The sequence below is a fragment of the Betaproteobacteria bacterium genome (assembly GCA_016194905.1).
Classification (GTDB): Bacteria; Pseudomonadota; Gammaproteobacteria; order Burkholderiales; family JACQAP01; genus JACQAP01.
Genome location: JACQAP010000034.1, coordinates 121,944 through 145,048, shown reverse-complemented (window position 1 = coordinate 145,048; position 23,105 = coordinate 121,944). Strand labels below are relative to the sequence as shown.

Annotated in this window: 27 protein-coding genes; 20 read left to right on the top strand and 7 right to left on the bottom strand. The window is 60.9% G+C overall.

From position 1 onward, the window contains the following. Positions 1–141: 141 nt before the first annotated feature. Positions 142–1,176: an LLM class flavin-dependent oxidoreductase gene (locus tag HY067_22370; protein MBI3530702.1), complete on the top strand. Its 1,035-nt coding sequence runs from the start codon at positions 142–144 to the stop codon at positions 1,174–1,176. A gap of 25 nt (positions 1,177–1,201) precedes the next feature. Here the strand turns inward: HY067_22370 and HY067_22365 are convergent, their stop codons facing one another. From HY067_22365 to HY067_22355, 3 genes are read right to left on the bottom strand one after another with little or no spacing between them, the layout of a single operon-like run. After that, complete coding sequence (locus tag HY067_22365) at positions 1,202–1,942, bottom strand: SDR family NAD(P)-dependent oxidoreductase (protein MBI3530701.1); 741 nt, start codon at positions 1,940–1,942, stop codon at positions 1,202–1,204. 46 nt (positions 1,943–1,988) lie between these two features. Then, positions 1,989–3,500 (bottom strand): MATE family efflux transporter, encoded by a 1,512-nt coding sequence (locus HY067_22360; protein ID MBI3530700.1) that lies wholly within the window; start codon positions 3,498–3,500, stop codon positions 1,989–1,991. After that, entirely contained in the window at positions 3,419–3,979 is a 561-nt protein-coding gene (locus tag HY067_22355) for a helix-turn-helix transcriptional regulator (GenBank protein ID MBI3530699.1), read from the bottom strand. The genes HY067_22360 and HY067_22355 overlap by 82 nt, the downstream gene beginning before the upstream one ends. 112 nt (positions 3,980–4,091) lie before the next feature. Here HY067_22355 and HY067_22350 point away from each other — a divergent pair, with 112 nt between their 5' ends. From HY067_22350 to HY067_22315, 8 genes are all read left to right on the top strand, one after another. Next, positions 4,092–5,129 (top strand): nitronate monooxygenase, encoded by a 1,038-nt coding sequence (locus tag HY067_22350; protein MBI3530698.1) that lies wholly within the window; start codon positions 4,092–4,094, stop codon positions 5,127–5,129. A gap of 107 nt (positions 5,130–5,236) precedes the next feature. Next, on the top strand, positions 5,237–5,620 hold the full coding sequence (locus tag HY067_22345; protein MBI3530697.1) for a VOC family protein: 384 nt from the start codon (positions 5,237–5,239) through the stop codon (positions 5,618–5,620). 194 nt (positions 5,621–5,814) lie between these two features. Further along, entirely contained in the window at positions 5,815–6,741 is a 927-nt protein-coding gene (locus tag HY067_22340; GenBank protein ID MBI3530696.1) for a Tim44 domain-containing protein, read from the top strand. 206 nt (positions 6,742–6,947) lie between these two features. Further along, positions 6,948–7,298, top strand: a complete 351-nt coding sequence (locus HY067_22335) for a hypothetical protein (GenBank protein MBI3530695.1) — start codon at positions 6,948–6,950, stop codon at positions 7,296–7,298. Between the two features lie 15 nt (positions 7,299–7,313). Beyond that, positions 7,314–7,637: a hypothetical protein gene (locus HY067_22330; GenBank protein ID MBI3530694.1), complete on the top strand. Its 324-nt coding sequence runs from the start codon at positions 7,314–7,316 to the stop codon at positions 7,635–7,637. A 258-nt stretch (positions 7,638–7,895) separates the two neighbouring features. Next, positions 7,896–8,108 (top strand): DUF433 domain-containing protein, encoded by a 213-nt coding sequence (locus HY067_22325; protein ID MBI3530693.1) that lies wholly within the window; start codon positions 7,896–7,898, stop codon positions 8,106–8,108. 328 nt (positions 8,109–8,436) lie between these two features. Further along, complete coding sequence (locus HY067_22320) at positions 8,437–10,329, top strand: potassium transporter Kup (protein ID MBI3530692.1); 1,893 nt, start codon at positions 8,437–8,439, stop codon at positions 10,327–10,329. Between the two features lie 213 nt (positions 10,330–10,542). Then, entirely contained in the window at positions 10,543–11,019 is a 477-nt protein-coding gene (locus HY067_22315) for an NUDIX domain-containing protein (protein MBI3530691.1), read from the top strand. On the opposite strand, the gene HY067_22310 is transcribed toward HY067_22315, so the two are convergent. Continuing rightward, a complete protein-coding gene (locus HY067_22310; protein MBI3530690.1) occupies positions 11,012–12,169 on the bottom strand; it encodes an alpha/beta hydrolase in 1,158 nt (385 codons plus the stop codon). The genes HY067_22315 and HY067_22310 overlap by 8 nt on opposite strands. 147 nt (positions 12,170–12,316) lie before the next feature. On the opposite strand from HY067_22310, the gene HY067_22305 reads away from it, so the two are divergent. Beyond that, positions 12,317–13,504 carry a methylated-DNA--[protein]-cysteine S-methyltransferase gene (locus HY067_22305; protein ID MBI3530689.1) on the top strand — a complete coding sequence of 396 codons (1,188 nt, stop codon included), beginning with the start codon at positions 12,317–12,319 and terminating at the stop codon, positions 13,502–13,504. Between the two features lie 207 nt (positions 13,505–13,711). Here the strand turns inward: HY067_22305 and HY067_22300 are convergent, their stop codons facing one another. Beyond that, the gene (locus HY067_22300) at positions 13,712–14,230 is read right to left on the bottom strand and encodes a hypothetical protein (protein ID MBI3530688.1); all 519 of its coding nucleotides are present in this window, start codon (positions 14,228–14,230) and stop codon (positions 13,712–13,714) included. A gap of 211 nt (positions 14,231–14,441) precedes the next feature. On the opposite strand from HY067_22300, the gene HY067_22295 reads away from it, so the two are divergent. The 4 genes from HY067_22295 to HY067_22280 all read left to right on the top strand — a co-directional run bounded on the left by HY067_22295 (position 14,442) and on the right by HY067_22280 (position 17,366). Further along, complete coding sequence (locus tag HY067_22295) at positions 14,442–15,287, top strand: helix-turn-helix transcriptional regulator (protein MBI3530687.1); 846 nt, start codon at positions 14,442–14,444, stop codon at positions 15,285–15,287. A gap of 30 nt (positions 15,288–15,317) precedes the next feature. After that, positions 15,318–15,680 (top strand): VOC family protein, encoded by a 363-nt coding sequence (locus HY067_22290; GenBank protein ID MBI3530686.1) that lies wholly within the window; start codon positions 15,318–15,320, stop codon positions 15,678–15,680. 306 nt (positions 15,681–15,986) lie between these two features. Then, a complete protein-coding gene (locus HY067_22285; protein MBI3530685.1) occupies positions 15,987–16,397 on the top strand; it encodes a hypothetical protein in 411 nt (136 codons plus the stop codon). Positions 16,398–16,481: 84 nt separating this feature from the next. Further along, positions 16,482–17,366 carry an alpha/beta hydrolase gene (locus tag HY067_22280; GenBank protein ID MBI3530684.1) on the top strand — a complete coding sequence of 295 codons (885 nt, stop codon included), beginning with the start codon at positions 16,482–16,484 and terminating at the stop codon, positions 17,364–17,366. A gap of 12 nt (positions 17,367–17,378) precedes the next feature. On the opposite strand, the gene HY067_22275 is transcribed toward HY067_22280, so the two are convergent. After that, positions 17,379–18,251, bottom strand: coding sequence for a hypothetical protein (locus HY067_22275; protein ID MBI3530683.1), 873 nt, complete (start codon positions 18,249–18,251; stop codon positions 17,379–17,381). Positions 18,252–18,716: 465 nt separating this feature from the next. Between HY067_22275 and HY067_22270 the strand changes: the two genes are divergently transcribed. Beyond that, the gene (locus HY067_22270; GenBank protein ID MBI3530682.1) at positions 18,717–18,908 is read left to right on the top strand and encodes a hypothetical protein; all 192 of its coding nucleotides are present in this window, start codon (positions 18,717–18,719) and stop codon (positions 18,906–18,908) included. 42 nt (positions 18,909–18,950) lie between these two features. On the opposite strand, the gene HY067_22265 is transcribed toward HY067_22270, so the two are convergent. Continuing rightward, a complete protein-coding gene (locus tag HY067_22265) occupies positions 18,951–19,874 on the bottom strand; it encodes a FecR domain-containing protein (GenBank protein MBI3530681.1) in 924 nt (307 codons plus the stop codon). A 55-nt stretch (positions 19,875–19,929) separates the two neighbouring features. Here HY067_22265 and HY067_22260 point away from each other — a divergent pair, with 55 nt between their 5' ends. The 5 genes from HY067_22260 (at position 19,930) to HY067_22240 (ending at position 22,848) form a co-directional block, all read left to right on the top strand. After that, positions 19,930–20,136, top strand: coding sequence for a VOC family protein (locus tag HY067_22260; GenBank protein ID MBI3530680.1), 207 nt, complete (start codon positions 19,930–19,932; stop codon positions 20,134–20,136). Between the two features lie 101 nt (positions 20,137–20,237). Then, positions 20,238–20,438 carry a hypothetical protein gene (locus tag HY067_22255; GenBank protein ID MBI3530679.1) on the top strand — a complete coding sequence of 67 codons (201 nt, stop codon included), beginning with the start codon at positions 20,238–20,240 and terminating at the stop codon, positions 20,436–20,438. 58 nt (positions 20,439–20,496) lie between these two features. Then, on the top strand, positions 20,497–20,694 hold the full coding sequence (locus HY067_22250; protein ID MBI3530678.1) for a hypothetical protein: 198 nt from the start codon (positions 20,497–20,499) through the stop codon (positions 20,692–20,694). A 282-nt stretch (positions 20,695–20,976) separates the two neighbouring features. After that, entirely contained in the window at positions 20,977–21,810 is an 834-nt protein-coding gene (locus tag HY067_22245; protein ID MBI3530677.1) for a phospholipase A, read from the top strand. Positions 21,811–22,059: 249 nt separating this feature from the next. Beyond that, positions 22,060–22,848, top strand: a complete 789-nt coding sequence (locus HY067_22240) for a transferase (GenBank protein ID MBI3530676.1) — start codon at positions 22,060–22,062, stop codon at positions 22,846–22,848. Positions 22,849–23,105 lie beyond the last annotated feature (257 nt).

The window sequence follows — 23,105 nt, the reverse complement described above, 5'->3', positions numbered from 1 at the left end:
ATGCAGTTCGCGTCTATTTTTCTCTTCCTCTGTGTTCTCTTTTTTCTCTCTGTGACCTCTGTGTCAACGCTTTTGATCTATAGTTGTTCGATGTCGCGCACAATACCGCCTTTGCCATTCTAGTTTACAGAGCAATTTTCCATGATCCCATTCTCCATTCTCGACCTTTCCCCGATTCCCAAAGGCGCCAGCGCGGCCGTGGCATTGCGCAACACGCTCGAACTCGCGCAGCACGCGGAAGGCCTGGACTACAAGCGCTACTGGATTGCCGAGCATCACAACATGCCGGGCATCGCCAGCGCCGCCACCGCGATCGTCATCGGCCACGTCGCCGGCGGCACCAAAACCATCCGCGTGGGCTCCGGCGGCATCATGCTGCCGAATCATTCACCGCTGGTCATCGCCGAACAGTTCGGGACGCTGGCCTCGTTGTATCCGGGCCGCATCGATCTCGGCCTGGGCCGGGCGCCCGGTACCGACATGATGACGGCGCGCGCCCTGCGGCGCGACATGGAAGACAGTGCCGAGCAGTTTCCGCAGGATGTGCAGGAACTGCAGAATTATTTTGCGGATGCGGAACCGGGACAGCGCATTCGTGCGGTGCCTGGTTCGGGACTCGATGTTCCGATCTGGTTGCTGGGTTCGAGCCTCTTCAGCGCCCAGCTCGCGGCCATGCTCGGGTTGCCGTTCGCATTCGCCTCGCATTTCGCGCCCGATCTGATGAAGCAGGCACTCGACATCTACCGCAGCCGGTTCGAGCCTTCCAAACAACTGGATCGGCCTTACGCCATGCTCGGCGCGAATGTGCTGGCCGCCGATACGGATGCGCAAGCGCGTCGCCAGTTCACCTCGCAACAACAATCCTTCATCAATCTCAGACGCGGAACGCCGGGCCAGGTGCCGCCGCCGATCGACGACATCGATGCGTTCTGGTCTCCCGCCGAGAAGGCGATGGTGGAACGCTCTCTCGCCGTTTCATTCGTGGGCTCTGTGGATACGATTAAAAGCGGGCTCGCGGCTTTCATCGATTCCCTGCGGCCGGATGAACTGATGATCACGGCACACATCTACGATCAGGCCGCGCGGCTGCGCTCGATCGAACTCATCGCCCAAGTGCGCGACAGGCTGGGGTCGGCAGGCAAGGCATCTGTCGGGGTTGTTGTGAAGGCAGGATAGTCCGCGGCGCGCGAGTGTCGATCCCTTAGAAGCTCTCCTTGAAGGGCCGCAGGTCTATTTCCTGTGCCCACGCCGACCGGGCCTGTAGATGGATCTGCCAGTAGGTCTCGGCGATGGCGTCGACGCCGAGCAGGCCATCCTCGCCGCGCTCCTTGATCACTTCCGGACGATTGCGACGCAGCCGATCGCCGTTGATCCCGCCGTCGATCACGACGTGGGCGACGTGGATTCCCTGGGGACCGAATTCGCGCGCCATGCTCTGCGCCAGCATGCGCAGACCCGCTTTGGCCGCCGCGAAATGAGCGAATCCGGGTTTGCCGCGCAAGCTGCCTGATGCGCCGGTGAACAATACCGTGCCGCGCCCCAACGGAACGAGCCGGCGCGCCGCTTCGCGTCCCACCAGGAAGCCGCCGAAGCAGCCGATCCGCCAGAAGTCCTCGAACATCTGCGCCGAGAGTTCCCGAAAATCCAGCTTGCGGTTGTTGCCCGCGTTGTAGGCCACGAGGTCGAGCGGGTCCCGCCCGGGGCCGGGGGACATCGCGCGATCGAACATGCGAATGACGTCCTCTTCGCGCGTCGTGTCCGTCAACACCGGTTCCGCGCTACCGCCTTTCGACTCGATGGTTTGCACGACCTGTTCGATCTTGTCGGCGCTTCGTCCCACGACGAACACGTGATGGCCTCCCTCGGCAAAACGGCGGCACAGCGCGGCACCAAGACCCAACTCGGCGCCGACGCCGACTACGATTGCGACTGGTTTACCCATTGCGCCTCCCTGTATCCGAAAGCGGCGTTGTTGCGATCGACTCTGTTTACCGTGGCGAACGCAAGACGCCAGGCAAGCCCGCAACCTTGTCCCCGCCGAACCATGCGCCGGACGCGATGGCCGCCGTGATAACGATGCCGTAGATGACAAGGGCCAATGTCAGCGCGGCGAAGAGCCAGTTCAGGGAACCCGTGAAACGCAGCACGAGCCATCCGCCGCCGATCGCAATGATCAGCCGGACAAAGCTGCCGATCAACGGCCAGAGCAAACGGCCCGCACCCTGCGAGGCGAAATAAAGCGACAGGCCGAGTCCGAAGAAACCGAAAGTCGGACCGACGATGCGCAGATAGGCTTCTCCGGTCTCCAGCATGCGCGGATCGTGGCCGAACAGACCCAGCCAGGCGTGTGGCCACATCGCGGCAGCCAGGCCGATCGCCTCGGTCAGCGCAAAAGCGATCGCGCCGCCGGTCAGGGCAATGCGCAGCGCCCGCGCCTGCTGGCCCGCGCCGATATTCGTGCCGACCAGCGCGACGAGCGGCGCGCCCAGACCGAACACGAGGGGGATGAGCAGATACTCCAGGCGCGCCGCCGTTCCGTATCCCGCGACTGCGTCCGGTCCGCTGGCTGCACCAACCAGCGCAGTCGCCAGCGCAAAGATGAGCGTGGTCTGCAAAGTGTTGACGGAACCGACCGCGCCCACGTGCAGGATGTCCATGAAAAATACTTTGCGCAGGCGCGCCAGGATCGGCCGTACCACGGAGCGGCCGGCCCAGATGTACCAGGCCATGCCCGCTGCGGTGAGTGCGGTGGTGAGCACGACCGCGATGCCGCCGCCGGCGATGCCCAGTGCGGGAACCGGGCCCAGGCCGAAGATCAGCAAAGGCGACAGGGGGATCAGCAACACCACGCCGACGCAGATCGCGACGGACGGCACCAGCATGTTGCCCGTTCCGCGCAGCACGCTCGCCAGCGCATTCAACAGCCACACCAGCACGGCACCGGCGAATACCACGTTCGAATAGTTGAGTGCCGCTTCCAGCGATCCACCCTCGCCGCCCATCGCACGATAGAGTTGTGGGCCGAAGACGATAAACAGAGCGCTGAAGAGGAATCCGAGCGCGACGTTGATGAGGATGGCGTGTATCACGAGTGCATCGGCATCGTCGCTTCGCCCGGAACCGAGCGCACGCGCGATGGCCGACGAGATGCCGCCGCCGACCGCGCCCGCCGAAAGCATCTGCATCATCATGAAGCCGGGAAAAACCAGCGCCATGCCTGCCAGCGCATCGATGCCCAGCCGCGATACGAACCAGGTTTCGATCAAGCCGGTCGCTGCTTGCGCCACCATCACGAGGATGTTCGGCCAGGCCATGCGCAGCAACGTCGGCACGATGCGTCCTTCCAGCAGAAGGCGGGTGCGCGGGCTGAGTGCGGCGCGCTGGGCAGCAAGGGCCGCCGCCAACGGAACGGGGGCGTTCACGGACGGGTTCTGGGTTTGCGGATGGCGTGACGTTCGAAGGGCGGGAGGGGAGGATCTGCGGCGTGGGCGCGGCCCCATGTGCTCGCTGCGAGTTTGCGCCGGGTGCTTTCGCCGGCAGCGGGTCCGGGCGCAACGACATACTCGGGTCCGGTCAGCGGGCGTCCGGTCTTGCGATCGACCATCACGGGATCCGCTGTGGCGCCTGTCTTTGCATGCACGAGCAACACGCTCGCCCCCTCGGGCGCGAAATGCTTGTTGCCCCACGTCTGTATGGCCACGATGACCGGCTGGAAATCACGGCCACGCTCGGTCAGCACATATTCATAGCGGGGTGGGCGTTCGCTGTAGCGGCGCTTTTCCAGGACGCCCGCCTTGACGAGCGCGCTCAGGCGCCGGGTCAGCATGTTGGGGGCGATGCCCAGACTTTCCTCGAACTGGTCGAAGTGCGTCAGCCCGTGCAGGGCGTCGCGAATGATCAGCATGCTCCACCATTCTCCGACCCGCTCCAGGCCGCGCGCTACGGGGCATTGCATCTTGCCGAAGCTCTTGTGTTTCATGGCGACATGCTAGCCCAATAACTTTCATTATGCAAGTAACTAGGCCTGGAAAAAGTTGTCCCGGAGCCATGGGTTAAACTGGGCGCATGGACAAGCGCGCGAATCAGGAACGATGAGACTGACCGATCTTCTCGGCATCGAACTGCCGATCATTCAGGCGCCGATGGCGGGCGCGCAGGCGAGTGCCATGGCGATCGCGGTTTCGAACGCGGGCGGCCTGGGTTCCCTGCCTTGCGCCATGCTCACCGCGGAAGGCTTGCGCAAGGAGCTGGAGTCGATCAAGGCGCAGACGAGCAAGCCTTTCAACGTCAACTTCTTCTGCCACGCGGCGCCCGTTGCCGATGCCGGACGCGAATCCGCCTGGCGCGCGGCACTCACGCCTTATTACAAGCAGTACGGGATCGATCCCGCGGGTATCCCGACCGGCCCGGGGCGCGCGCCGTTCAGCGCCGAGTTCGCCGACGTGCTGGAGCAGGTTGAGCCAGCGGTGGTGAGTTTTCATTTCGGCCTGCCGCCCGCGGATCTGCTGGCGCGGGTGAAATCCTGGCGCTCGAAAATATTCTGCTCCGCGACCACCGTCGAAGAAGCGCTTTGGCTCGAAGCGCACGGCGTCGATGCAGTCATTGCGCAAGGCCTGGAGGCGGGCGGACATCGCGGCATCTTCCTGTCGGATGTCCTGAGCACGCAGATCGGTACGTTTGCGCTGTTGCCGCAGATCGTGCGTGCGGTGAAAGTCCCGGTGATCGCCGCCGGCGGCATCGCGGATGCCAAAGGCGTTGCCGCCGCGCTGGCACTGGGCGCGGCTGGCGCGCAGATCGGCACCGCTTATCTGTTGTGCCCGGAAGCCACCATCACTACGATCCATCGCGCAGCGCTGAAGAGCGAAGCCGCGCGCCACACGGCGCTGACGAATCTTTTCACCGGCAGGCCGGCGCGCGGCATCATGAACAAGGTGATGAGAGAGCTCGGCCCCATCAGCAACTTACCGCCCGCATTCCCGCTGGCTACCTCGGCCATCGTTCCCTTGCGCGCAAAGGCGGAGGCCGAAGACTCCGGCGATTTTTCCCCGCTGTGGTCGGGTCAGAACGCGACCGGATGCAAGGAAATCCCGGCCGCGCAGCTCACGCGGGAGCTGGCGGCCGGTCTTTAGCCGGCAGGGGAAAGCAGAAAGCAGGAGAAGAAGGGATCATGCTTGGCTGATTGCGCATCCGCGGGCCGGCCGATAAACCGTGGCACAAACGGGAGAAACCGATGAGTATGCTCACCAAGGCTGTGGTAACCACTATCTTGCCGGTCAAGGACATGGCCCGGGCCCGCGACTTTTACGAGAACAAGCTCGGGCTCGAACCCAAAGGCTTTGCGGCCGACGGGAACTATCTTTTCGCTTGCGGCGGCGATGCTCACATTGCGCTCATCACCAAACCCGAAGGCACCAAAGCCGAGCACACGGCGCTGAGCTTCGAGGTCCGGGGCATTGAACGCGTAATCTCGGAACTGAAGGCAGAGGGGATCGTGTTCGAAGACTATGACTTTCCCAACCTCAGGACCGTCGATCACGTCTGCGTCCTCGGCTCGGAAAAGGCGGCCTGGTTCAAGGACAGCGAGGGCAACTATCTGTGCGTGCACGAAGGGCCGCACTGAGAATGGTTTAGGGTGACCCAGGCCAGGCGAAGAGCGCGCATGGCTTCATGTGTGCATGCGCCAGCACCTTATGGCACCAATCAACGCAAGTAACGCAGACATATTTCCGATTCTGCGTCGTCCGGGACTTGCGCAACCGCACCGGCGCCCCCATTTCCCGACCATCCCGTCACGATCCTCCACGGTAACCTCAGATGACAAATTCTCGCATTGCGCGGCTCCCGGGCTTCACGCTGGCAGCCTCTCTCGCAGCAGTCTTTTTCGCCTTGACACTGGTAGCACATGATGCCGACGCCCGGCGCCTCGGCGGCGGCAAGACTTTCGGCAAGCAATCCTCCACCGTCACCCAGCAGCAGGCCGCTTCCCCATCGAAGCAGGCTTCCGCGCCGCCCGCCACCGCGCCCGCACCCGCACCGCAACCCGCCGGCAATCGCTGGCTGGGTCCGCTCGCCGGGCTGGCCGCCGGCCTGGGCATCGCCGCGCTGCTGTCGCACTTCGGTCTCGGCGGCGCATTCGCCGAGGGGCTGGGCAGCATACTTCTCATCGGGCTGCTGGTGATGGCGGGTGTATTCATCTGGCGGATGCTTCGCCGCGGCACGGCCTCGCCTGTTCCCGTGCGGCCCATGGAACCTGCCTATGCGACCCCGGCGCCCCAAGCCGCGAATTCCAACGGGGAAGTGAGCGTGCTCGGTACGCCGCTCCCCGCATCGACTCCCGCACCCGCACTTGCGGCCGCGCCCTGGGGCGTGCCCGCGGATTTCGACGTGGCCGGATTCCTCCGCAACGGCAAGGTGCACTTCATCCGCATGCAGGCGGCGTGGGACGAGAAGAACCTGGCCGATATCCGTGAATTCACCACGCCCGAAGCGTTCGCCGAGATCAAGATGCAACTCGACGAGGAAAAGGGTGCGGTCAACAAGACCGATGTCGTCAACCTCGAAGCGGTCCTGCTCGGCATCGAGACCGGACCGACCGACTATCTCGCCAGCGTGCGTTTCTCCGGTGCGATGCGCGAGAACAACCAGGCCGAAGCCACGCCTTTCGAGGAAGTCTGGAACCTCAGCAAACCGGTGGAGGGCCGGGGCGGATGGCTGCTCGCCGGCATCCAGCAACTGCAGTGAAAAACGGGGCCGGCGAAAGCCGGCCCCGTTTGGTATCTAATGTCCCGCAATTTCTGCCCGCGTTATCGGAGTTGTTATACGGATGCAGGGACGGCAGAGTTATTGCGTTTGATGCCAGTAGGATATGATAAATGCCGCCAGTATTATTAATTCATATGCGGACATTGGTGACCGTTTAATCACTGTTGGACGTCTCACTTTAGAACATGTGTGAGTTTCTAAAAGAGATAGGGGCGGGAGCTTCCCCACTACTCGCTGCCCTTGTCGCATACCTGCTGGGCTTGCGAGCCTATCAACTGCAGCGGGAGTATGAGCTCGTTCGCAGACGCTACCTTGACGAAGGTCTCGACGCTTTCGCTGCTGACGTTGAACACGCCCTCGCAGTGTTCAAAAACAATTCGCAGCATGGCTTGACGATCCTGAAATTCTATCGAGAGATGGATGCGGCGATCAGAAAAGAGCTTCTTGATACTGGGTTCATGGATATCGAGATGTCTCAATTCCGGGTTCGTCCCAACTATCGGGTAGGAGCGCTAGTGGGCGATAAGGTCTTCTAGAATATTCAGCAGCTTTTGTTCGCCTTCGTTGGAAGTGCTAATACCTTCTTCCGGGACGACCTGGGCGGCGCGATAAAGCACGCGGCTTCTGGCGGAGCATTGAAGGGCACTAAAGAGGACATGATCAAAGGTTACGTCGCGGAGTGTGAGCAACGATTGGCGACAGCTAACCGATACCATGTTCTCCTCGCTGAAGTACAAGCTATTACAAACGAGTTGGAGAAGGGTCGCTTTACGCTCTCAACTATTCAAAAGTTCAAAGAGCGATCCGCGGTCAAGCAGAGCGTAAATCGTCTAAAGGAGGCTTTCGCTGACAAACTTGAAAAGTACGAGGCCTGAAGTGCAGACGTCCAACAACGCAATGCACCGGATCGTCAACAGTCGGCTTCGCCGCCTGTTGACGACCGACAAAAACAAAAACCGGGTCGGACCAGCGTAAGTCTTTAATCTCCGGAGAGAGAATCGAAATTTAGGAGAGATTTAGATGCTTAGCGGGCTCTTTTCATCGATGAAAAGATCGTTCCAAGCAAAGAGGGTGGTGCTTCAGTTACCGCCCCCTGGTTGCACGGCCTGCGGGGTCCGGAGTAACCTGACCGCATGGAAACGCCAGTTATCTTCTGTGGCCCTGATGTAATGGGCGGCACCCCGGTTTTTGCCGGCACTAGGGTGCCGGTCCAGACGCTACTTGACTACCTTGAAGCAGGAGAGTCCATCGACGACTTTCTCGCGGGTTTCCCTTCGGTCAGCCGAGACCAAGTCATCGAGTTCCTCGAGCAAGCGAAAGACCGTCTAGTTGCCTCTGCCTCGTGAAGGTCCTTTAGGTCTGCCGCTTCAGAAACTCCACCAGCAACGCGCTCACCTTCTCCGGCTGTTTCTGCTGCACCCAATGTCCCGCGCCATCGATCGGATGGCATGCCCAGCATGTTGGTCAGCACGTCGTTGCGTATCTTGATCATGTCGCCGCCGGGTCGCTGGTAGATTCCCCAGTCGCTCTTCCTCGCGATGAAGCATGACGGCACATCGATCGTGCGGCCGGAGAAGATTTACGGTTGGCTGCCGCTGCGCTATCTGGGCTATATTGCTTTTGTATCAGGGCAGGGGTAAGGTCCCGGCCACCTCTTTTTTCACATAGGCTGCGATAGTGCAAACGAATAATCCACGCCAATCTGCAGCCCCCACTTCCACTCTGACCTTACTCGCTCTCGGCGTCGTCTACGGCGATATCGGCACCAGTCCGCTGTATGCCGTCAAGGAAACGTTTTCACCGAGCCATGGCATTGCCCTGGTGCCGGAAAACATAATTGGCGGCGCATCGGCCATCTTCTGGGCATTGATGATCGTGGTGTCATTGAAGTACGTGACACTGGTTCTTCGTGCCAACAACCGCGGCGAAGGTGGGATCATGGCGTTGCTCGCGCTTGCCACGTCTTCGATTCGCAATCGCCCGCGATGGACCACTGCATTGCTGCTCGTGGGGGTGTTCGGTGCGTCGCTGTTTTACGGCGATGCAATCCTGACACCCGCAATTTCGGTCTTGTCCGCCGTCGAGGGTCTGGAGGTGGGCACTTCGGCGTTCCAGCCTTATATCGTGCCCATTGCAGTGGCTTTGCTGATCTTACTGTTTGTCATCCAGAAACACGGCACGCAGATAGTGGGCAGCTTGTTCGGTCCCGTATGCGTAGTCTGGTTTATCGCGCTTGCAGCGAGCGGCATTTGGGAAATCATCCAACAACCGGTGATCCTCAAGGCTTTGGACCCCCGTCATGCCTTGCATTTCGCAACCGGCCACGGCTTTGCGTCCTTTGTCGTCCTGGGTGCGGTATTGCTCGCGCTCACGGGGGCCGAGGCGATGTACGCCGACATGGGCCACTTCGGCAAGCGAGCCATCCGCATCGCATGGTTTGGTCTGGTGGCCCCTGCGTTGGTCTTGAATTACTTCGGCCAGGGTGCGCTTCTGATTGGCAATCCTGAAGCGATCAGCAATCCGTTCTACCTCGCCTATCCTTCTTGGGCGCTGTTTCCGATGGTCGGTTTGGCCACTGCGGCCACCATCATCGCCTCGCAGGCCACCATCTCAGGCGCGTACTCCATGACGCAGCAGGCAATCCAACTGGGCTATCTGCCGCGGATGAATGTCCAGCACACTTCTGAAAAAACGTTCGGGCAAATCTACATTCCGGCCGTGAACTGGATATTGCTCGCCTTCGTTCTTGCCGCCGTGGTGGGCTTCGGCTCCTCGTCCCGTCTGGCATCGGCTTACGGGGTCGCCGTCATGGGAACGATGGTGGCGACCACGTTTCTGACCTTCTTCGTCGTTCGTTATCGCTGGGGCTATCCGCTCTGGCTCTGTCTGCTCGCGACGGGGTTCTTCATGGTGATCGACCTGACCTTTTTCGCCGCCGCCATGCATAAGGTGTTCGAGGGTGGCTGGTTCCCGCTTCTGTTCGGCTCGGCGGTGTTCACGGTCATGATGACGTGGAGACGAGGCCGGGAAATCCTGTTTCAAAAACTAAGCGCAGCATCCGTTCCATTGTCCGACCTGCTCGAGAGCCTGTTTCGCGCTCCGCCGCAGCGGGTGCAGGGCACGGCGGTGTTTCTCACTGCAATAGCGGATGTGGCGCCGAACGCGCTCCTGCACAGCCTGAAGCACTATAAAGTACTGCACGAACGTGTAGTGTTCATGACGGTGGAGTTCCTGGATGTACCCTGGGTGTCGGACCAGGAGCGCGTCAACGTCGAGGAAATGCACAAGGATTGCTTTCGTGTGCGGGCAAAGTATGGATTCATGGAACTACCCGACGCGATTCGCGCGCTGGATGCGGCGCGAATTAAGGGGCTCACTTGCGAGCTGGCTGATACATCATTCTTCATTTCCCGGGAGAAGATCGTTCCCATCGCCGGCGCAGGAGGAATGGCGCTTTGGCGGGAGCGGCTATTCGCCGCCATGGCGCGTAACGCCGGAAGCATCAGCGACTACTTCAATATTCCAGCGAACCGAACCGTCGAACTCGGTACTCGCATAGAGATATAGATGCCATGTGCCATGAGGGTAAGGCTTGGCTAATTGCATATCGGAACTTTTCGGAGGGCGAGTGAGACCGAACTGTACTAACCCCGATCCCGTAATTTTGCCAATTGGTTATGTCGGAAAGCTCATGTTCACGCCGCGCGCTTGAATGTGGCTCCAGATCGATGACTTATTTGGCCAGGTTTGCGGAAAGAAACGGGCTAGCTGCGAAGACTTATGGCGAAAAAGAACAGTGCCGGAGTTCTTCTATATCGAATCCGCTCCGGAGTGCTGGAGGTTTTTCTGGTGCATCCCGGCGGCCCATTCTGGGCAAAGAAGGATGCCGGCGCCTGGTCGGTCCCGAAAGGCGAGTACGAAGAGGGCGCCGATACCCTGGAAGCGGCAAAGCGGGAATTTTTCGAAGAAACCGGGTCGCCGATTGACGGACGATTTGTTGCCCTGACGCCGCAGAAGCAGCGTAGTGGAAAACTGGTTCACGCCTGGACGGTAGAGGGGGATATCGATGCCTCTTCCGTCAGGAGCAATAAATTTTCAATGGAATGGCCGCCTCGCTCAAGCAAGCAGCAGGAATTTCCTGAAGTCGACAAAGGTGAATGGTTCACAATTCCAGCCGCCCGGGAAAAACTGCTGGCAGGCCAGCGCGGGTTCCTGGACGAGTTGGAGAAAAAGCTTCGACTCCCCTCCGCTAATTAGCCAGCCGCTTCAGAAACTCCACCAGCAACGCGCTCACCTTCTCCGGCTGTTCCTGCTGCACCCAATGTCCCGCGCCGTCGACCAGATGGCAGCCCAGCATGTTCGTCAGCACGTCGTTGCGCATCTTGATCATGTCGCCGCCGGGTCGCTGGTAGATTCCCCAGTCGCTCTTCCCCGCGATGAAGCATGACGGTACATCGATCGTGCGGCCGGAGAAAAGCTGCAGCTCGGCGGTATTGGCGCCGCTGGTGTTACAGCGGTACCACTGCAGGCCGCCTTGAAATCCGTTGCGTCCATACTCTTCCGCGTAGACCGCCAACTCGTTGTCGGGCAGCCATTTGTTCGCCGCTATTTCGGACGCCGACGGCATCTCCTTCGCCACCGTCTCGGCCATGCCCTCGTTCAGATCCATGATGTAGTAGGTCGGCATTTTCTCCAGCTCGCCTGCTGTCCAGGACTTGAGCGGGAAAGGTTGGTTCTGCTTCCAGTCCGCGCTCTTGTGGTGATAGTACGCACGCATGAAGGCGTGAACGCCCTGGTGGCATTTCCACATGTTGTCGTTGGCTTCGCGCGTGGAGTAGTACCAATGATAGTGTTTGCGCGGGCGCTTCAAGGCGGCCAGGTCGTCGTGGATACTGTCGCGTGCCTTCGACGGGCCTCCGCTGTCCGTGTTGAACGGCAGCGGTGGCGGGCCGGCAAACGGCGCGCTCATCATGGCGGCGGAACGGAATACATCCGGTCGTATCAGCGAACACCAGGCCGCGACGTAGGAGCCGGCGTCGTGGCCGAATACCGCTGCCACGGATCGATAGCCCAGCGCCGAGGTCAATCCCATTACGTCCCGCGCCAGGTTGAGTATGCGGAAAGAGGCGACATCGCCGTCGTAGTTGCCGTCCCATCCGGTGGTGCGCCCGTATCCGCGCTGATCGGGCGCGACGACGTGATAGCCTGCCGCCGCGAGCAGCGGCATCACCTTTCTCCAGCTATAGGCGAGTTCGGGGAAGCCGTGAAGCAGGACGACGAGAGGGCGGTTGCGCGTCTCGAAGCCCGCTTCCAGGATATGCATCCTGAGGCCGTTGACGCCTTCCACGAAACGGGAACGGATGCCGGGCGGCAGGACGGATTGGGGGAGAGGAGCAATCTGAGCCATATTTGCCTAGGTTGACACGCGTCGATGTGAAAGAAGCCAACCATAGCAAAAAGCCGCCGGTTTAGGTTCCAGTGAGTGTTTTTGACGAGGCCTACAGCAACTTCCTCCAATTCTGGCATCCGCGGGTGGTGCTAGGATTACGTCATCATGACGGCGCGCGGCTTCACTCTCTTCGATACGTCCATCGGCCGCTGCGGCATCGCATGGAGCGAGCGCGGCATCGTCGGCGTGCAGCTCCCCGAATCGCGCGAGCCCGAAACCCGGGCCCGGCTGCTCCGGCGTCATCCCGACGCAATAGAGGCATCCCCGCCGCCCGAGATTCAGCGGGCGCTCGATAGTATCGTCGCCCTGCTGGCCGGCGAGGCGGCGGATCTTTCCATTGCCGTGCTCGACATGCATCATGTTCCACCTTTTCACCGCCGCGTCTATGAGGTTGCGCGCACCATCCCGCCGGGCGCGACGCTTTCGTACGGCGAGATTGCGAAGCAAATGAGCGCGGGCGGTTCCGCGCGCGCCGTGGGACAGGCGCTCGGACGCAATCCGTTTGCCGTCGTCGTCCCCTGTCACCGGGTTCTCGCGGCAGACGGAAAGATCGGCGGATTCTCCGCCAACGGCGGCATCGCGACGAAGCTGCGCATGTTGTCGATCGAAGCCGCACGGACGAGCGGGCGGGACGCGCTGTTCGAAGGCGATGGCACGTTCGGGTTCGATCCGGCCATCGCGGTCGCGCACCTGCGCGAAGCCGATCCCGTTCTGGCGAAACTTATCGACGAGGTCGGCCCTTTCCGCATGCAGCTTAGAAAGGCGCGGAGCATTTTCGTGGCGCTCGCCGAAGCGATCGTCTACCAGCAACTCAACGGCAGGGCTGCAGCGTCCATTTTTGCGCGGGTCTGTGCGTTGTTCCCTGTTGCGCAGGGCCTGACAGCCGAGCAGGTTCTGCGTATCTCGGACCAGAAGCTCCGTGGTGCCGGCCTCTCGAATTCCAAACTGCTGTCGATCAGGGACCTCGCGCGCAAGGCCGCGGACGGCGAAATTCCGACGTTGGCCGAGGCGCATCGCATGGACGACGAGACGCTCATCGAGCGCCTCACGCAGGTGCGCGGCATCGGCCGCTGGACCGTGGAAATGTTGCTCATCTCCCGGCTGGGCCGCCCCGACGTATTGCCCGTGGACGACTATGGCATCCGTGCCGGTTTCGCCGCTGCCTTCAGGAAACGCAAATTCCCGGCGCCGAAGGACTTGGTAAAACCCGGCGCGAAGTGGAAGCCCTACCGCACGGTGGCGAGCTGGTATTTGTGGCGGGCTGCGGATCTCGCGAAACAGGGTAAATCCTGAACCACGGAGGACACGGAGAGCACGGAGAACAGCAAGACAAAAACACGAATGAACAATGGAGGCTGTTGACTACCCGATCCGAAATTTGCCAGCCCATGCACCATCGGATGGCACGCTGAATAGCTGTTCATTCCCATTCTTTCTTGGCCTTTCCTCCGTGTTCTCCGTGCCCTCCGTGGTTCAGGATCTGCGGTTCGAGTGAGATTCTCAGATTGTCGGCGCCGCGAGGCGGCGCAGGAAGAACTCCCCGCGCACTTTCCAGCTTTCTCCGTTGCCGGCGGACTCCCGGTTGATCCAATGGAACGAATCCCGTGTGATCCCGGTAAAGAGCCACTGGCAACGTTTGCCTTCTTCGGTGCGGTACTCCTGAACGATCTCGTCGCCGACCTTGCGTCCGGTCATGCGATTGAAAGCCTGTTTGACCGGGTCGATCCAGGTGACGTGCCAGAGATCGTTCTGCGGATCGTAGACGCGAAACGTGGAGCCGTGCATCAACAGTCGCTCGTCGTCCTTGCGGCCATGACGCGACGGCGCGATCCAAACGTCCTGTATGGCTCGTCCCTCCAGCACCCAGCCGAAATGCACTTCCGCCGTCGTCTCGCGGCGGATGCCTTCGGCGTCCAGATATTTCAGCGTCCCGTCCCACGAGCCGACGAATTGTCCGTACAGCATCATCTGCGCCGCACGGTCCGGCGCCGGCCCGTCCGCGTGCAATACCTGCAGCATCGGCAGTTCCCCGGAAATCATGTTCGCCGCTACGTAACCATCCAGCGATCATTCTGGATCGCGGGCGACCGTTCGATCTTGGAAAATCTTGCGATCGCCACTTGTCGGGATGACGCAACAGGGCTTCGAGAGCATCGAGCCGCTCTCCCCAGTAGCGTGCGTAGAAGCCTAGCCGATTGCGGGCTCGCGTCGACGGTCGTAGACTCGGCACATGTTGAAAAGGACTGAATTGCGCAGCGGGCCGGTTTCGGTCGTCGACTACCGCTGCACGGCCGGGCCGGCCGAAAAGCCTTTTACCGAGGTGCATCGCAGCTACTCGGTGTCCTATGTGCGCAAGGGCAGCTTCGGTTATCGCACGCGCGGGCAAAGCTTCGAACTGGTGGCAGGCTCCGTGCTCATCGGCAATGCCGGCGACGAGTTCATGTGCACCCACGACCACCATATCTGTGGCGACGAGTGCCTGGCTTTTCACCTGGAGCCGGAAGCGGTGGAAACCATCGGACTCCGGACCGGCATCTGGCGCAGCGGCGGCCTGCCGCCGCTGGCGGAGCTGATGGTGATCGGCGAACTCGCCCAGGCCGCGGCTGAAGGCAGATGCGATGTCGGACTCGACGAACTTGGCTGGTTGTTCCCGGCCCGTTTTGCCCAGGTCGTATCGGGACGAAAACAGCCGCCGCCGGAAGCCGGTTCGCGCGATCGTCGCCGCGCGGTGGAAGCGGCGCTCTGGCTGGATGCGCATTCGCACCAGCCGATCGATCTCGACGGCGCAGCCAAGCAGGCCGGGTTGAGTCCGTTCCACTTCCTGCGCCTGTTCGCGAAGGTCATCGGCGTGACGCCGCACCAGTACCTGGTGCGATCGCGCTTGCGCCACGCGGCGCGCCTGCTGGCCGACGATGCCCGGTCGATCACCGACATCGCCTTCGACGTCGGCTTCGCCGACCTCTCCAACTTCGTGCGCACCTTCCATCGCGCCGCCGGCGTTTCGCCTCGCAACTTCCGCAAGGCGGCGAAAGGCGATCGCAAGTTTTTCCAAGATCGGCTGGCCGCGCTGTCCTAACATGATCTCCTCGCAACAGAGGAGATCGTCATGGTCGACCATATCGGATTGAAAGTGAAAGACCTGGACGCCGCCGTGCGTTTTTATTCGGCGGCACTTGCGGCGATGGGCCATGTGCTTTGCACGAAGGAGGATTCGTATGCGGGTCTCGGGCCGAAGGGCGAACCGGGGCTGTGGCTTTACGCGGCGAAGGATGCGAAAGGACCCGGCGTGCATGTGGCGCTGCGTGCCCGCGATCGAACTGCCGTCGACCGCTTCCACAAGGAAGGCCTCAAGGCCGGCGGACGCGACAACGGCGGCCCTGGAATCCGCACCGACTACAGCCCCAACTACTACGCCGCGTTTCTGCTCGATCCGGATGGCAACAACGTGGAGGCGGTCTGCACCGGCTAGCGCCATCCCAATCTCATCCGGCGCCCATCAAGAGCATTGAATAGAACCTTCTGCATCGCGGGGCGGAGAGAGATATGAAAGAGGCGATCAGTCGGTCACCTCTTTTCATTACAATGGGTCCGAGCCGATCACCAACGATCAGGCATAACGAAATCGTCAGGAGTCTTCATGTCGCTGCAAACGTGGCTGCTTTATATTGCGGCCGTGTTCGTCCTCACGGTAACCCCGGGGCCCAGCGTGCTCCTGGCAACCGTAAAACGCAGCGGCGGCTCCTGAGTGAACTCTTCAAAACTACGTAAGGCCGGCATGCCCTTTCGCTGGCTCATTGCGGCAGTCCTGCTCATGCCTTTAGCCGGGCACGGCAACGAAGAAGAGGACCTGAAATCCGCGGTGATCACGCGTTGCATGTACGAAGTTGCCGAGTTTGGCGAGGAGTTGGTCAGGATCTGCATCGACGAAGACCTGGCTGCGGCCAACGCGCTTGCGCAATATCCTGCGAACTTTGCGGAAATTGTGAACAACTGCTCCCAACGAAGGCAGAATCACGCATGGGCAATGGTGAAGGTCTGCGCGGACATGGAAATCGCCGCCGAGGCTGCGCTGACTGCCTACGACGGGAAATACGCGCCGCTGATCGAGGAATGCCGCGCAAAGACCGGCAAGCAGGGTCCCGCGAAGGTCAAGGCCTGCGTGGATCAGGCCATCGAAGGTAAGTGACCAGGGCTAGATCCGGTCGTACGTCAAAGCTCTTATGCTTTTCGCGCTTTGGCGGCCGCTCAATGACCCAACGGGGAGCCTGAAGTGTTTGAAACCTTTGAACGCCAACGCATCGCAATCGGGGATGTCTCGATCAACTGTGTGACCGGGGGCAAGGGGCCGCCCGTGCTCCTGCTCCACGGTTTCCCGCAGAATCTGGCGATGTGGGCGAGAACCGCCCCGATGCTCGCCGACAGATTCACCGTGGTTTGCGCCGACCTCAGGGGCTATGGCGACTCATCGAAACCGAAGTGCGCACCGGACAACGATAACTATGCGTTTCGCCCGATGGCGCAGGATCAGGTCGAACTGATGAAGCAGTTGGGTTTCGATCGCTTCCATGTAGTGGGCCACGACCGTGGCGGGCGCGCGGCCCATCGCATGGCGCTCGACCGACCGGATGCCGTCGCGTCGCTCGCGGTACTCGACATCGTGCCGACCTGGGCAATGTTCATGGATACCACGCGCAAGATCGCCGGCACGTACTGGCACTGGTATTTCCTGTCGCAGCCGTCGCCGTTCCCCGAACACATGATCGGGCTCGATCCGGATTTCTTCTACGAAACCTGCCTGGTCGGATGGGGTGCGACTCGGGTGGAAGATTTCGACCAGGAGATGCTTGCCGACTATCGCCGCTGCTGGCGCAATCGGGAAATGATTCATGGATCCTGCTCCGACTACCGGGCTGCAGCCACCGTCGACCTCGAACACGACGGCGCGGACATCGACAAAAAGGTGGCTTGCCCGACGCTGGTGTTCTTCGGCGCAAACGGCAGCATGGCGAAGCATTTCGATATCCCGGCCGAGTGGCGCAAGCGCTGCGCGAACGTGCAGGTCGAGTCGCTGCCTGGCGGGCATTTCTTCATCGACCAGTTTCCCCGGGATACGGCGCGCGTGCTCTCGGGCTTCCTCTCGCGCTGTCCGCTCTAGACGGCGCGAGCTTCACGCAGGAACGAGATAGGACCTGCGCAAGGTCTGCTCGATGAATACCCGCGCATCTTCGACAACGAAGGGTTGGCCGTCGGCGAGCCTTTCTGCATATTCGAAGAACGGGACGAATAGCTGACCCTGATCCACCGGCTTTCTCAGTTTGAACTGACTGTCGCGCCGGATGAGCTCTTTCCACGCCGCACGGACCTCGGCCCAGAACGGTTCGGTCTTGTCGAAATAGTCCCTGCCCGGCGTGAAATCGTAGTTCCTGATGCGCTCGTAGCGTGCCGCGCCATATTCGCGCGCCAGATAGGGGATGGCGTCCCGTGGTTTTCCGGCTTCATCCAGCACCAGCTTCAAATTGTTTTCCTCCTGTAGCCACCCGGTCGGCGTGATGGTGTGGCGGTTGGTTCCCACCAGAACCTGATAGTCGCTGCGCACGCTCCATTCGCGCCGCGGCAGCGGCCGCCAGGTTTCATCGCTGATCCAGGTCGAGAAACTGTCGCTGTGCTGCCAGCGGCCCGGCGCGGCATAACGCGGCGAGTCGTCGACCTGATACACCGACTGCACCCATGCGCCGCGGCGCTGATCTTCGGAAATTTTTCTGAGAACCCAGGCATTCGATCCCTGATAGACCAGCGCGGCGTCGGCTTCGTATCGCCATTCCTGGCGCCAGTGGCGGGTGACGAAGGGCTCGCTCTCGCTGCCGTCCTGCTGCAGCACCCGCATCACCAGAACATGCTGCAGGGCGATGAAATCCCCGCGATCCTCGCTGACGAAGACAGTCTCGGTACCCCAACTCTGGTAAGGCGCGTCCGGCTTCAGCGCCGGGTCGAACCTCGCCACTTCGAGAAAGTCGAAACTCACGCGATAAGGGCCGGCCATCGCGAGGATCGCGCGACGATCGCGCTCGAAATCGCTCAGACCGGCTGCATGCAGACGTTTCCATTCTTCCGCCGGCTCCGTGTCCAGCGTAACCGCTGCGCCTTTGGTGCTGGAGCCGCGCGGTTTGAGCATGCCTTCGCCGATGGGCCAGGCAAAGGTATAACGACTGATCCCGGCCGCCTCCGGCGAACCGGATTCATATGCGTGAACGGCGGCGGGCAGCAGGGCAAGAGCGACCAGGATTGCGGGCAGACGCATGGCGGATACTCGGTGAAGAGACGGACCACTCCATTCTAGATGATTGACGTCGGCGGGATCGGATTGTCGCCGGTCAACGCCATTGGCATGATCTCCGATTCAGGCCCATGATGCATGCAACTCGGCCGAAGCGCCGCGGTCAAACGGCGGGTTTGCACAATCGTGAGCAAACTGCCTGGCTATTTAATTTACAAGAGGAGAAGACCCATGAAGTTCAACTCTGCAATTGCGGCAGCGGTCATGTTGAGTTTTACCGTCGCGGGATTGGCGGCGTGCGAGAAGAAGGGCCCGGCAGAGCGAGCCGGCGAATCGATAGACAACGCGGCGAAGAAAGTCGGCGAGAAAATGGAAGAAGCCGGCGAGAAAATCAAGGACGTGGTCAAGGACGCGAAGAAGTAAGGAAGGACAGACGTGCACGCCGGCACCCGAATGCATGATCCACTAACGTGGTTCGCCTTGCCGGCGCTGCTTGCGCTCATGATTCCGCCTGGCCTGCTCGCCGCTTCCGTGCTGGCGTAGCTCTTCGTGCTGCGCTCTGGCGCGCTGTCGCCGGATCCCGGTGCTCTCGTTCGCCGCCTTTCCATCCGGATGATGTTCCCGGAGCCGTGCGTGCTCGCCACGGGTGGCTTCCACGCGATGCTCGAAGCGCTGTTTCAGCAATTGTAGTTTTTTCTCGCGCCGAGACTGAATCGCTCGCATGCGGTTGGCCAGCGGTCGGTCGATCTCGGCGTGGCGCCGGTAGAACGCGGGAACGGCCGGCAGCACTCGCGGCGCCTGTGCGCCCTTATGATCGGTGAATCCGGCTTGTCCGGCCTTGAGGCTCACTTCGCCGCGCGGTGTGCGCAGGAAAGTCTCGCCTTCGTTGACCTTGTCGTAGACGCCGGGCTCGACGCCCGGCTCCGTCGACCCCTGGGGGTAATAGGCGGTCTCATGGTCGGTCCCGCGTATGCCCAGGGTGACGACCGGCGTGGTGAGCCGGTAGCTCGGCGGGTTGAACGCGCCTATCGCCCCGGTCACCGAACGCATCGCGCCTTCCAGCAGCGATAGCCAGCTTTTGCTGCCGGCCTTGTCGGTCTCCGAATAAACATAGGCGTCGATGCGCAACCGAGTTTTCCCTCTCAGCGTGAGGGAACCGCCGTCCGCCATCTCGAGCAAAACCCAGGCATCCGCCGCCGTGGCAACCAAGTCGCCCTGGTTGACGGCGGCGCCGACGGCGAGCGGCTGCGCGGCCGCGCCATTCCTGGAGATGCTCACCGCTCCGGACAACGAGTCGACTGTTCCGGCGACTGCCGCCATCGCCGGTGCCGCCAGTGCCCACGACATTCCCGCACCGATGACATAAGCCGCAAGCCGCATCATCTTCATCGCCCTCCTCCAGCAAGGTTTTCCGGGACAACCTGCATCCACATCATATATGCGCGTGGACTCGATTGGAGACGCTGTTGCGGCGGCGAGAGACATGCGTGCCGCGGGGGTGGAAGTGACGGAACCGAAGCCCCGTCCCGACTATGCTCCCGATTACCGGGCGACGTTCTTCAACGATCCGGACGGCATTCGTGTGGAAATCACGAGCTGTCGGCAGGAACGGCAGGAACGGCATGACCGGTGGGAGTCGAATTCGGCGTAACCGGACTTGGCGTCGGCCAATCCGTATCTGTTCTGCAAATGGGTGGCGGCGTACAATTTGCCGGCGCGAAGGGCGAGGGTTTAAATGAGCCGAGGGTTCAAATGAGCGAGGTGGAGAAAATCGAAGACCGGGTCAAGAGACTCTCCGCCGAGGAATTGGCCAGGTTTCGGGCCTGGTTTGCGGAGTTTGATGCCCAAGCATGGGATCGTCAGATCGAGGCCGACTCCGGGGCCGGCAAACTCGACCGCCTCATTGAGGAGTCGATGGCCGATTACAAGGCGGGCAAGACGCGCTCCCTTTGAAACACACCGCATCTTCCCGATTCTGGGCGCTCTACGGTGCGCTGCCGCAGGGCAGGATGTGCGCGAAACGGCGGACAAGAACTTCCAACTCCTCAAGGTTGATTCTCGGCATCCCTCGCTCCATTTCAAACGCATCGGCAAAGTCTGGTCTGTGCGAATCGGTGATCGCTATCGCGCCCTCGGGCACGAGGTGCCGGGCGGAATTCATTGGTTCTGGATCGGTACTCACGCGGAGTACGACAAGATCGTTGTTTGAGCGCGCACCGCGCCGTCAAGTAAATGCAAGCTTTGCAGGGTTGGGTGAAGATGCTATTTGCGGAGCGGGGGCAGAGGGGGGACGTCATGATCCACAATTCCGTTTCGCTATTCACGCTTTCCTGCTGTATACCTGTCTGGCAGACCCCGGCCATTTCGCGGAGACCGTGCGAATCGCGGTGATCGAGCCACTGAGCGGGCCGCCCGAGATGATCGGCAAATGGTGGAGCAACCACGTGCAGATGGCAGTCGATTATGAGAGCGAATTACGGAGAGGAACATCATGCAGATAGGAAAATGGGTGGTGATAAGCGTTGCCCTCGTCTTTGCGTGGACTACCGCTTCGGGTGACATGGCGGCGCGAGCTGCTGATGGAGTGGCAGACCTTTTCAAAAGAATAGACGAGCCGGAGCACTTGAAGAAGGAGCGTCTGGGCTCCGAAATCTACGAGCATGAAAAAATCTACTTTATAGCGGGTGGGGATTCAGCGGACTTCGATGCCAAGTTTCAATTGAGCCTGAAAGTGCGCCTGTTCAGTGATTTTTTCGTCAGTTATTCTCAGACCAATGTGTGGGATCTTGGGAAGCCTTCCGCGCCTTTTCATGACACCAGCCACAGACCGGCGTTTTTCTACTACAAACCTGACCTAGTGACGCCATCATTTGGCACGGTTGGGCTGGCAGCGGGTATTGAACATGAGTCCAATGGCAAAGGCGGTGTCGATTCACGCAGCATGTGGATCGGTTTCGTGCAACCCCAATTGAGAGTAGGACCCGACGACGACTACCACTGGCGTATAGCGCCCAAGCTGTATGGATACATAACGAAAGAGGAAAACAACTCCGATATAGCCAAATACCGGGGTTATGGGGATTTTGCCGTAGTCTATCGTCACGACAGGGCGTGGGAATTCGGTGTGACCGCAAGAGTGGGGAAGGACTTCGACAAAGGGAGCGCGCAACTGGATATATCCTATCCAATCGAAAGAATATTCAGTGGAGTGCCAGGATACTTCTACGGCCAGATGTTCACCGGGTACGGAGAGACACTGCTCGACTACAACGTCCGGCGAAACGATCAAATCCGGTTTGGTTACATGCTGGTCAGAGATAGATGACGCCAATCCGCTTGACTGGTTCGCCACACTCGGTGCGGGGGAAAGTGTGACGAACGGCTGTCTTGGCGTCCAGGCGCTGGAGCGGATCGCCGTTCGAGCACCGCGAAGATGCTCCGGTGCGGTCCGGAGGGCGAGGGCTATCGGGCGATAGCGCTTTATGTGGGGTGAACCTTCTTCAGCCGTGAGGATTCGGGAATGGTGTCTTGTGCCATCACTGAGGCCTCACCTCATCGTTCTCGCCAGAGAGCCATGAACGACCTCGTCGAGTACCTCTCCGGGCTTCAGGCGGGATCGCCTGACGGCAAGCCGTTCCTGCACGAGTATCGGGGAGAGTTGTCGCTGCATTTCGGACCCGAGACCATACAGAGCCGGATGCAGCGTCATGCGCCGGATGAACTGGTGCTCGGCTACACCAAGGCGATGATGTCATTCCTGCTGTTTCAGCCTGCCCCGGCCCGCATCGCAATGATTGGATTGGGCGGCGGTTCGATGGCGAAGCACTGCCTTCGAACCCTGCCCTCGGTGGATTTCACGGCCATCGAAATCAGTCCCGAGGTGATCGCCTTCCGATCGGAGTTCGCCATTCCTCCCGACAGCGAGCGGTTTCGCATCATTTGCGGCGACGGCGCTGATTGGGTGGGCGACGCTTCGCACCGGGCGGATGCGCTGATCGTCGATGGTTTCGACCTAAGCGGACAGCCGCCCCAGCTATGCAGCCAAGATTTCTACGACCAGTGCAATGCGCGGCTTTCTGAAACCGGCGTCCTAGTTACCAACTTGTGGGGCAGCGACGTGCAGTATGGCGCCTGCATCTCGCGTTTGCGCCGCAGTTTCGACGATCAGGTGGTGTCCGTTTCCTCCGAGGATCCCGAAAACAGGATCGTGTTCGCCTGCAAGGGGCCGGAGTACCCGCCGCCGGAGCGAGAGCTTCTCAGGCGCGCTCGCGAGCTCAACGCCGTGCACCGGATCAATTTCACGCCGACCGCCGAGGCGATCCTGCGCCGGCTAAGACGTGTCGGCAAGCAGAGCGGGAATTAAATCGTTCGCTCGAGCGTTCATTCGGGCTGCGACGCACTTGGGGTTTCTTAGACATGCAATTCGGGCGGTGAAATTGATCGTCCAAGGAGTGAATGCACCCTGCCTGTAACGAAAATCTCGAAGTATTCTGAATCTTGACGAGGCCCGGCCCGGAATCCTCGGCACATCAACGGCTTCGATTTCGAAACGGCTCGGTAAGCGAGACGCTGCGTGGACCGCGCTTGAGCAGTACCATCACTTCACGCTCGCATTAATGT

Excerpts from the sequence above, each read along its gene's own strand:
- HY067_22265 (MBI3530681.1), bottom strand. The coding sequence starts at position 19,874 with ATGAAGATGATGCGGCTTGCGGCTTATGTCATCGGTGCGGGAATGTCG.
- HY067_22315 (MBI3530691.1), top strand. The coding sequence starts at position 10,543 with ATGGCGAAAAAGAACAGTGCCGGAGTTCTTCTATATCGAATCCGCTCC.
- HY067_22300 (MBI3530688.1), bottom strand. The coding sequence starts at position 14,230 with ATGCTGCAGGTATTGCACGCGGACGGGCCGGCGCCGGACCGTGCGGCG.
- HY067_22335 (MBI3530695.1), top strand. The coding sequence starts at position 6,948 with ATGTGTGAGTTTCTAAAAGAGATAGGGGCGGGAGCTTCCCCACTACTC.
- HY067_22365 (MBI3530701.1), bottom strand. The coding sequence starts at position 1,942 with ATGGGTAAACCAGTCGCAATCGTAGTCGGCGTCGGCGCCGAGTTGGGT.
- HY067_22285 (MBI3530685.1), top strand. The coding sequence starts at position 15,987 with ATGCCCTTTCGCTGGCTCATTGCGGCAGTCCTGCTCATGCCTTTAGCC.
- HY067_22310 (MBI3530690.1), bottom strand. The coding sequence starts at position 12,169 with ATGGCTCAGATTGCTCCTCTCCCCCAATCCGTCCTGCCGCCCGGCATC.
- HY067_22370 (MBI3530702.1), top strand. The coding sequence starts at position 142 with ATGATCCCATTCTCCATTCTCGACCTTTCCCCGATTCCCAAAGGCGCC.
- HY067_22255 (MBI3530679.1), top strand. The coding sequence starts at position 20,238 with ATGAGCGAGGTGGAGAAAATCGAAGACCGGGTCAAGAGACTCTCCGCC.
- HY067_22350 (MBI3530698.1), top strand. The coding sequence starts at position 4,092 with ATGAGACTGACCGATCTTCTCGGCATCGAACTGCCGATCATTCAGGCG.
- HY067_22275 (MBI3530683.1), bottom strand. The coding sequence starts at position 18,251 with ATGGCCGGCCCTTATCGCGTGAGTTTCGACTTTCTCGAAGTGGCGAGG.
- HY067_22340 (MBI3530696.1), top strand. The coding sequence starts at position 5,815 with ATGACAAATTCTCGCATTGCGCGGCTCCCGGGCTTCACGCTGGCAGCC.
- HY067_22240 (MBI3530676.1), top strand. The coding sequence starts at position 22,060 with ATGAACGACCTCGTCGAGTACCTCTCCGGGCTTCAGGCGGGATCGCCT.
- HY067_22295 (MBI3530687.1), top strand. The coding sequence starts at position 14,442 with ATGTTGAAAAGGACTGAATTGCGCAGCGGGCCGGTTTCGGTCGTCGAC.
- HY067_22325 (MBI3530693.1), top strand. The coding sequence starts at position 7,896 with ATGGAAACGCCAGTTATCTTCTGTGGCCCTGATGTAATGGGCGGCACC.
- HY067_22305 (MBI3530689.1), top strand. The coding sequence starts at position 12,317 with ATGACGGCGCGCGGCTTCACTCTCTTCGATACGTCCATCGGCCGCTGC.
- HY067_22290 (MBI3530686.1), top strand. The coding sequence starts at position 15,318 with ATGGTCGACCATATCGGATTGAAAGTGAAAGACCTGGACGCCGCCGTG.
- HY067_22270 (MBI3530682.1), top strand. The coding sequence starts at position 18,717 with ATGAAGTTCAACTCTGCAATTGCGGCAGCGGTCATGTTGAGTTTTACC.
- HY067_22345 (MBI3530697.1), top strand. The coding sequence starts at position 5,237 with ATGCTCACCAAGGCTGTGGTAACCACTATCTTGCCGGTCAAGGACATG.
- HY067_22355 (MBI3530699.1), bottom strand. The coding sequence starts at position 3,979 with ATGAAACACAAGAGCTTCGGCAAGATGCAATGCCCCGTAGCGCGCGGC.
- HY067_22360 (MBI3530700.1), bottom strand. The coding sequence starts at position 3,500 with ATGGGGCCGCGCCCACGCCGCAGATCCTCCCCTCCCGCCCTTCGAACG.
- HY067_22245 (MBI3530677.1), top strand. The coding sequence starts at position 20,977 with ATGCAGATAGGAAAATGGGTGGTGATAAGCGTTGCCCTCGTCTTTGCG.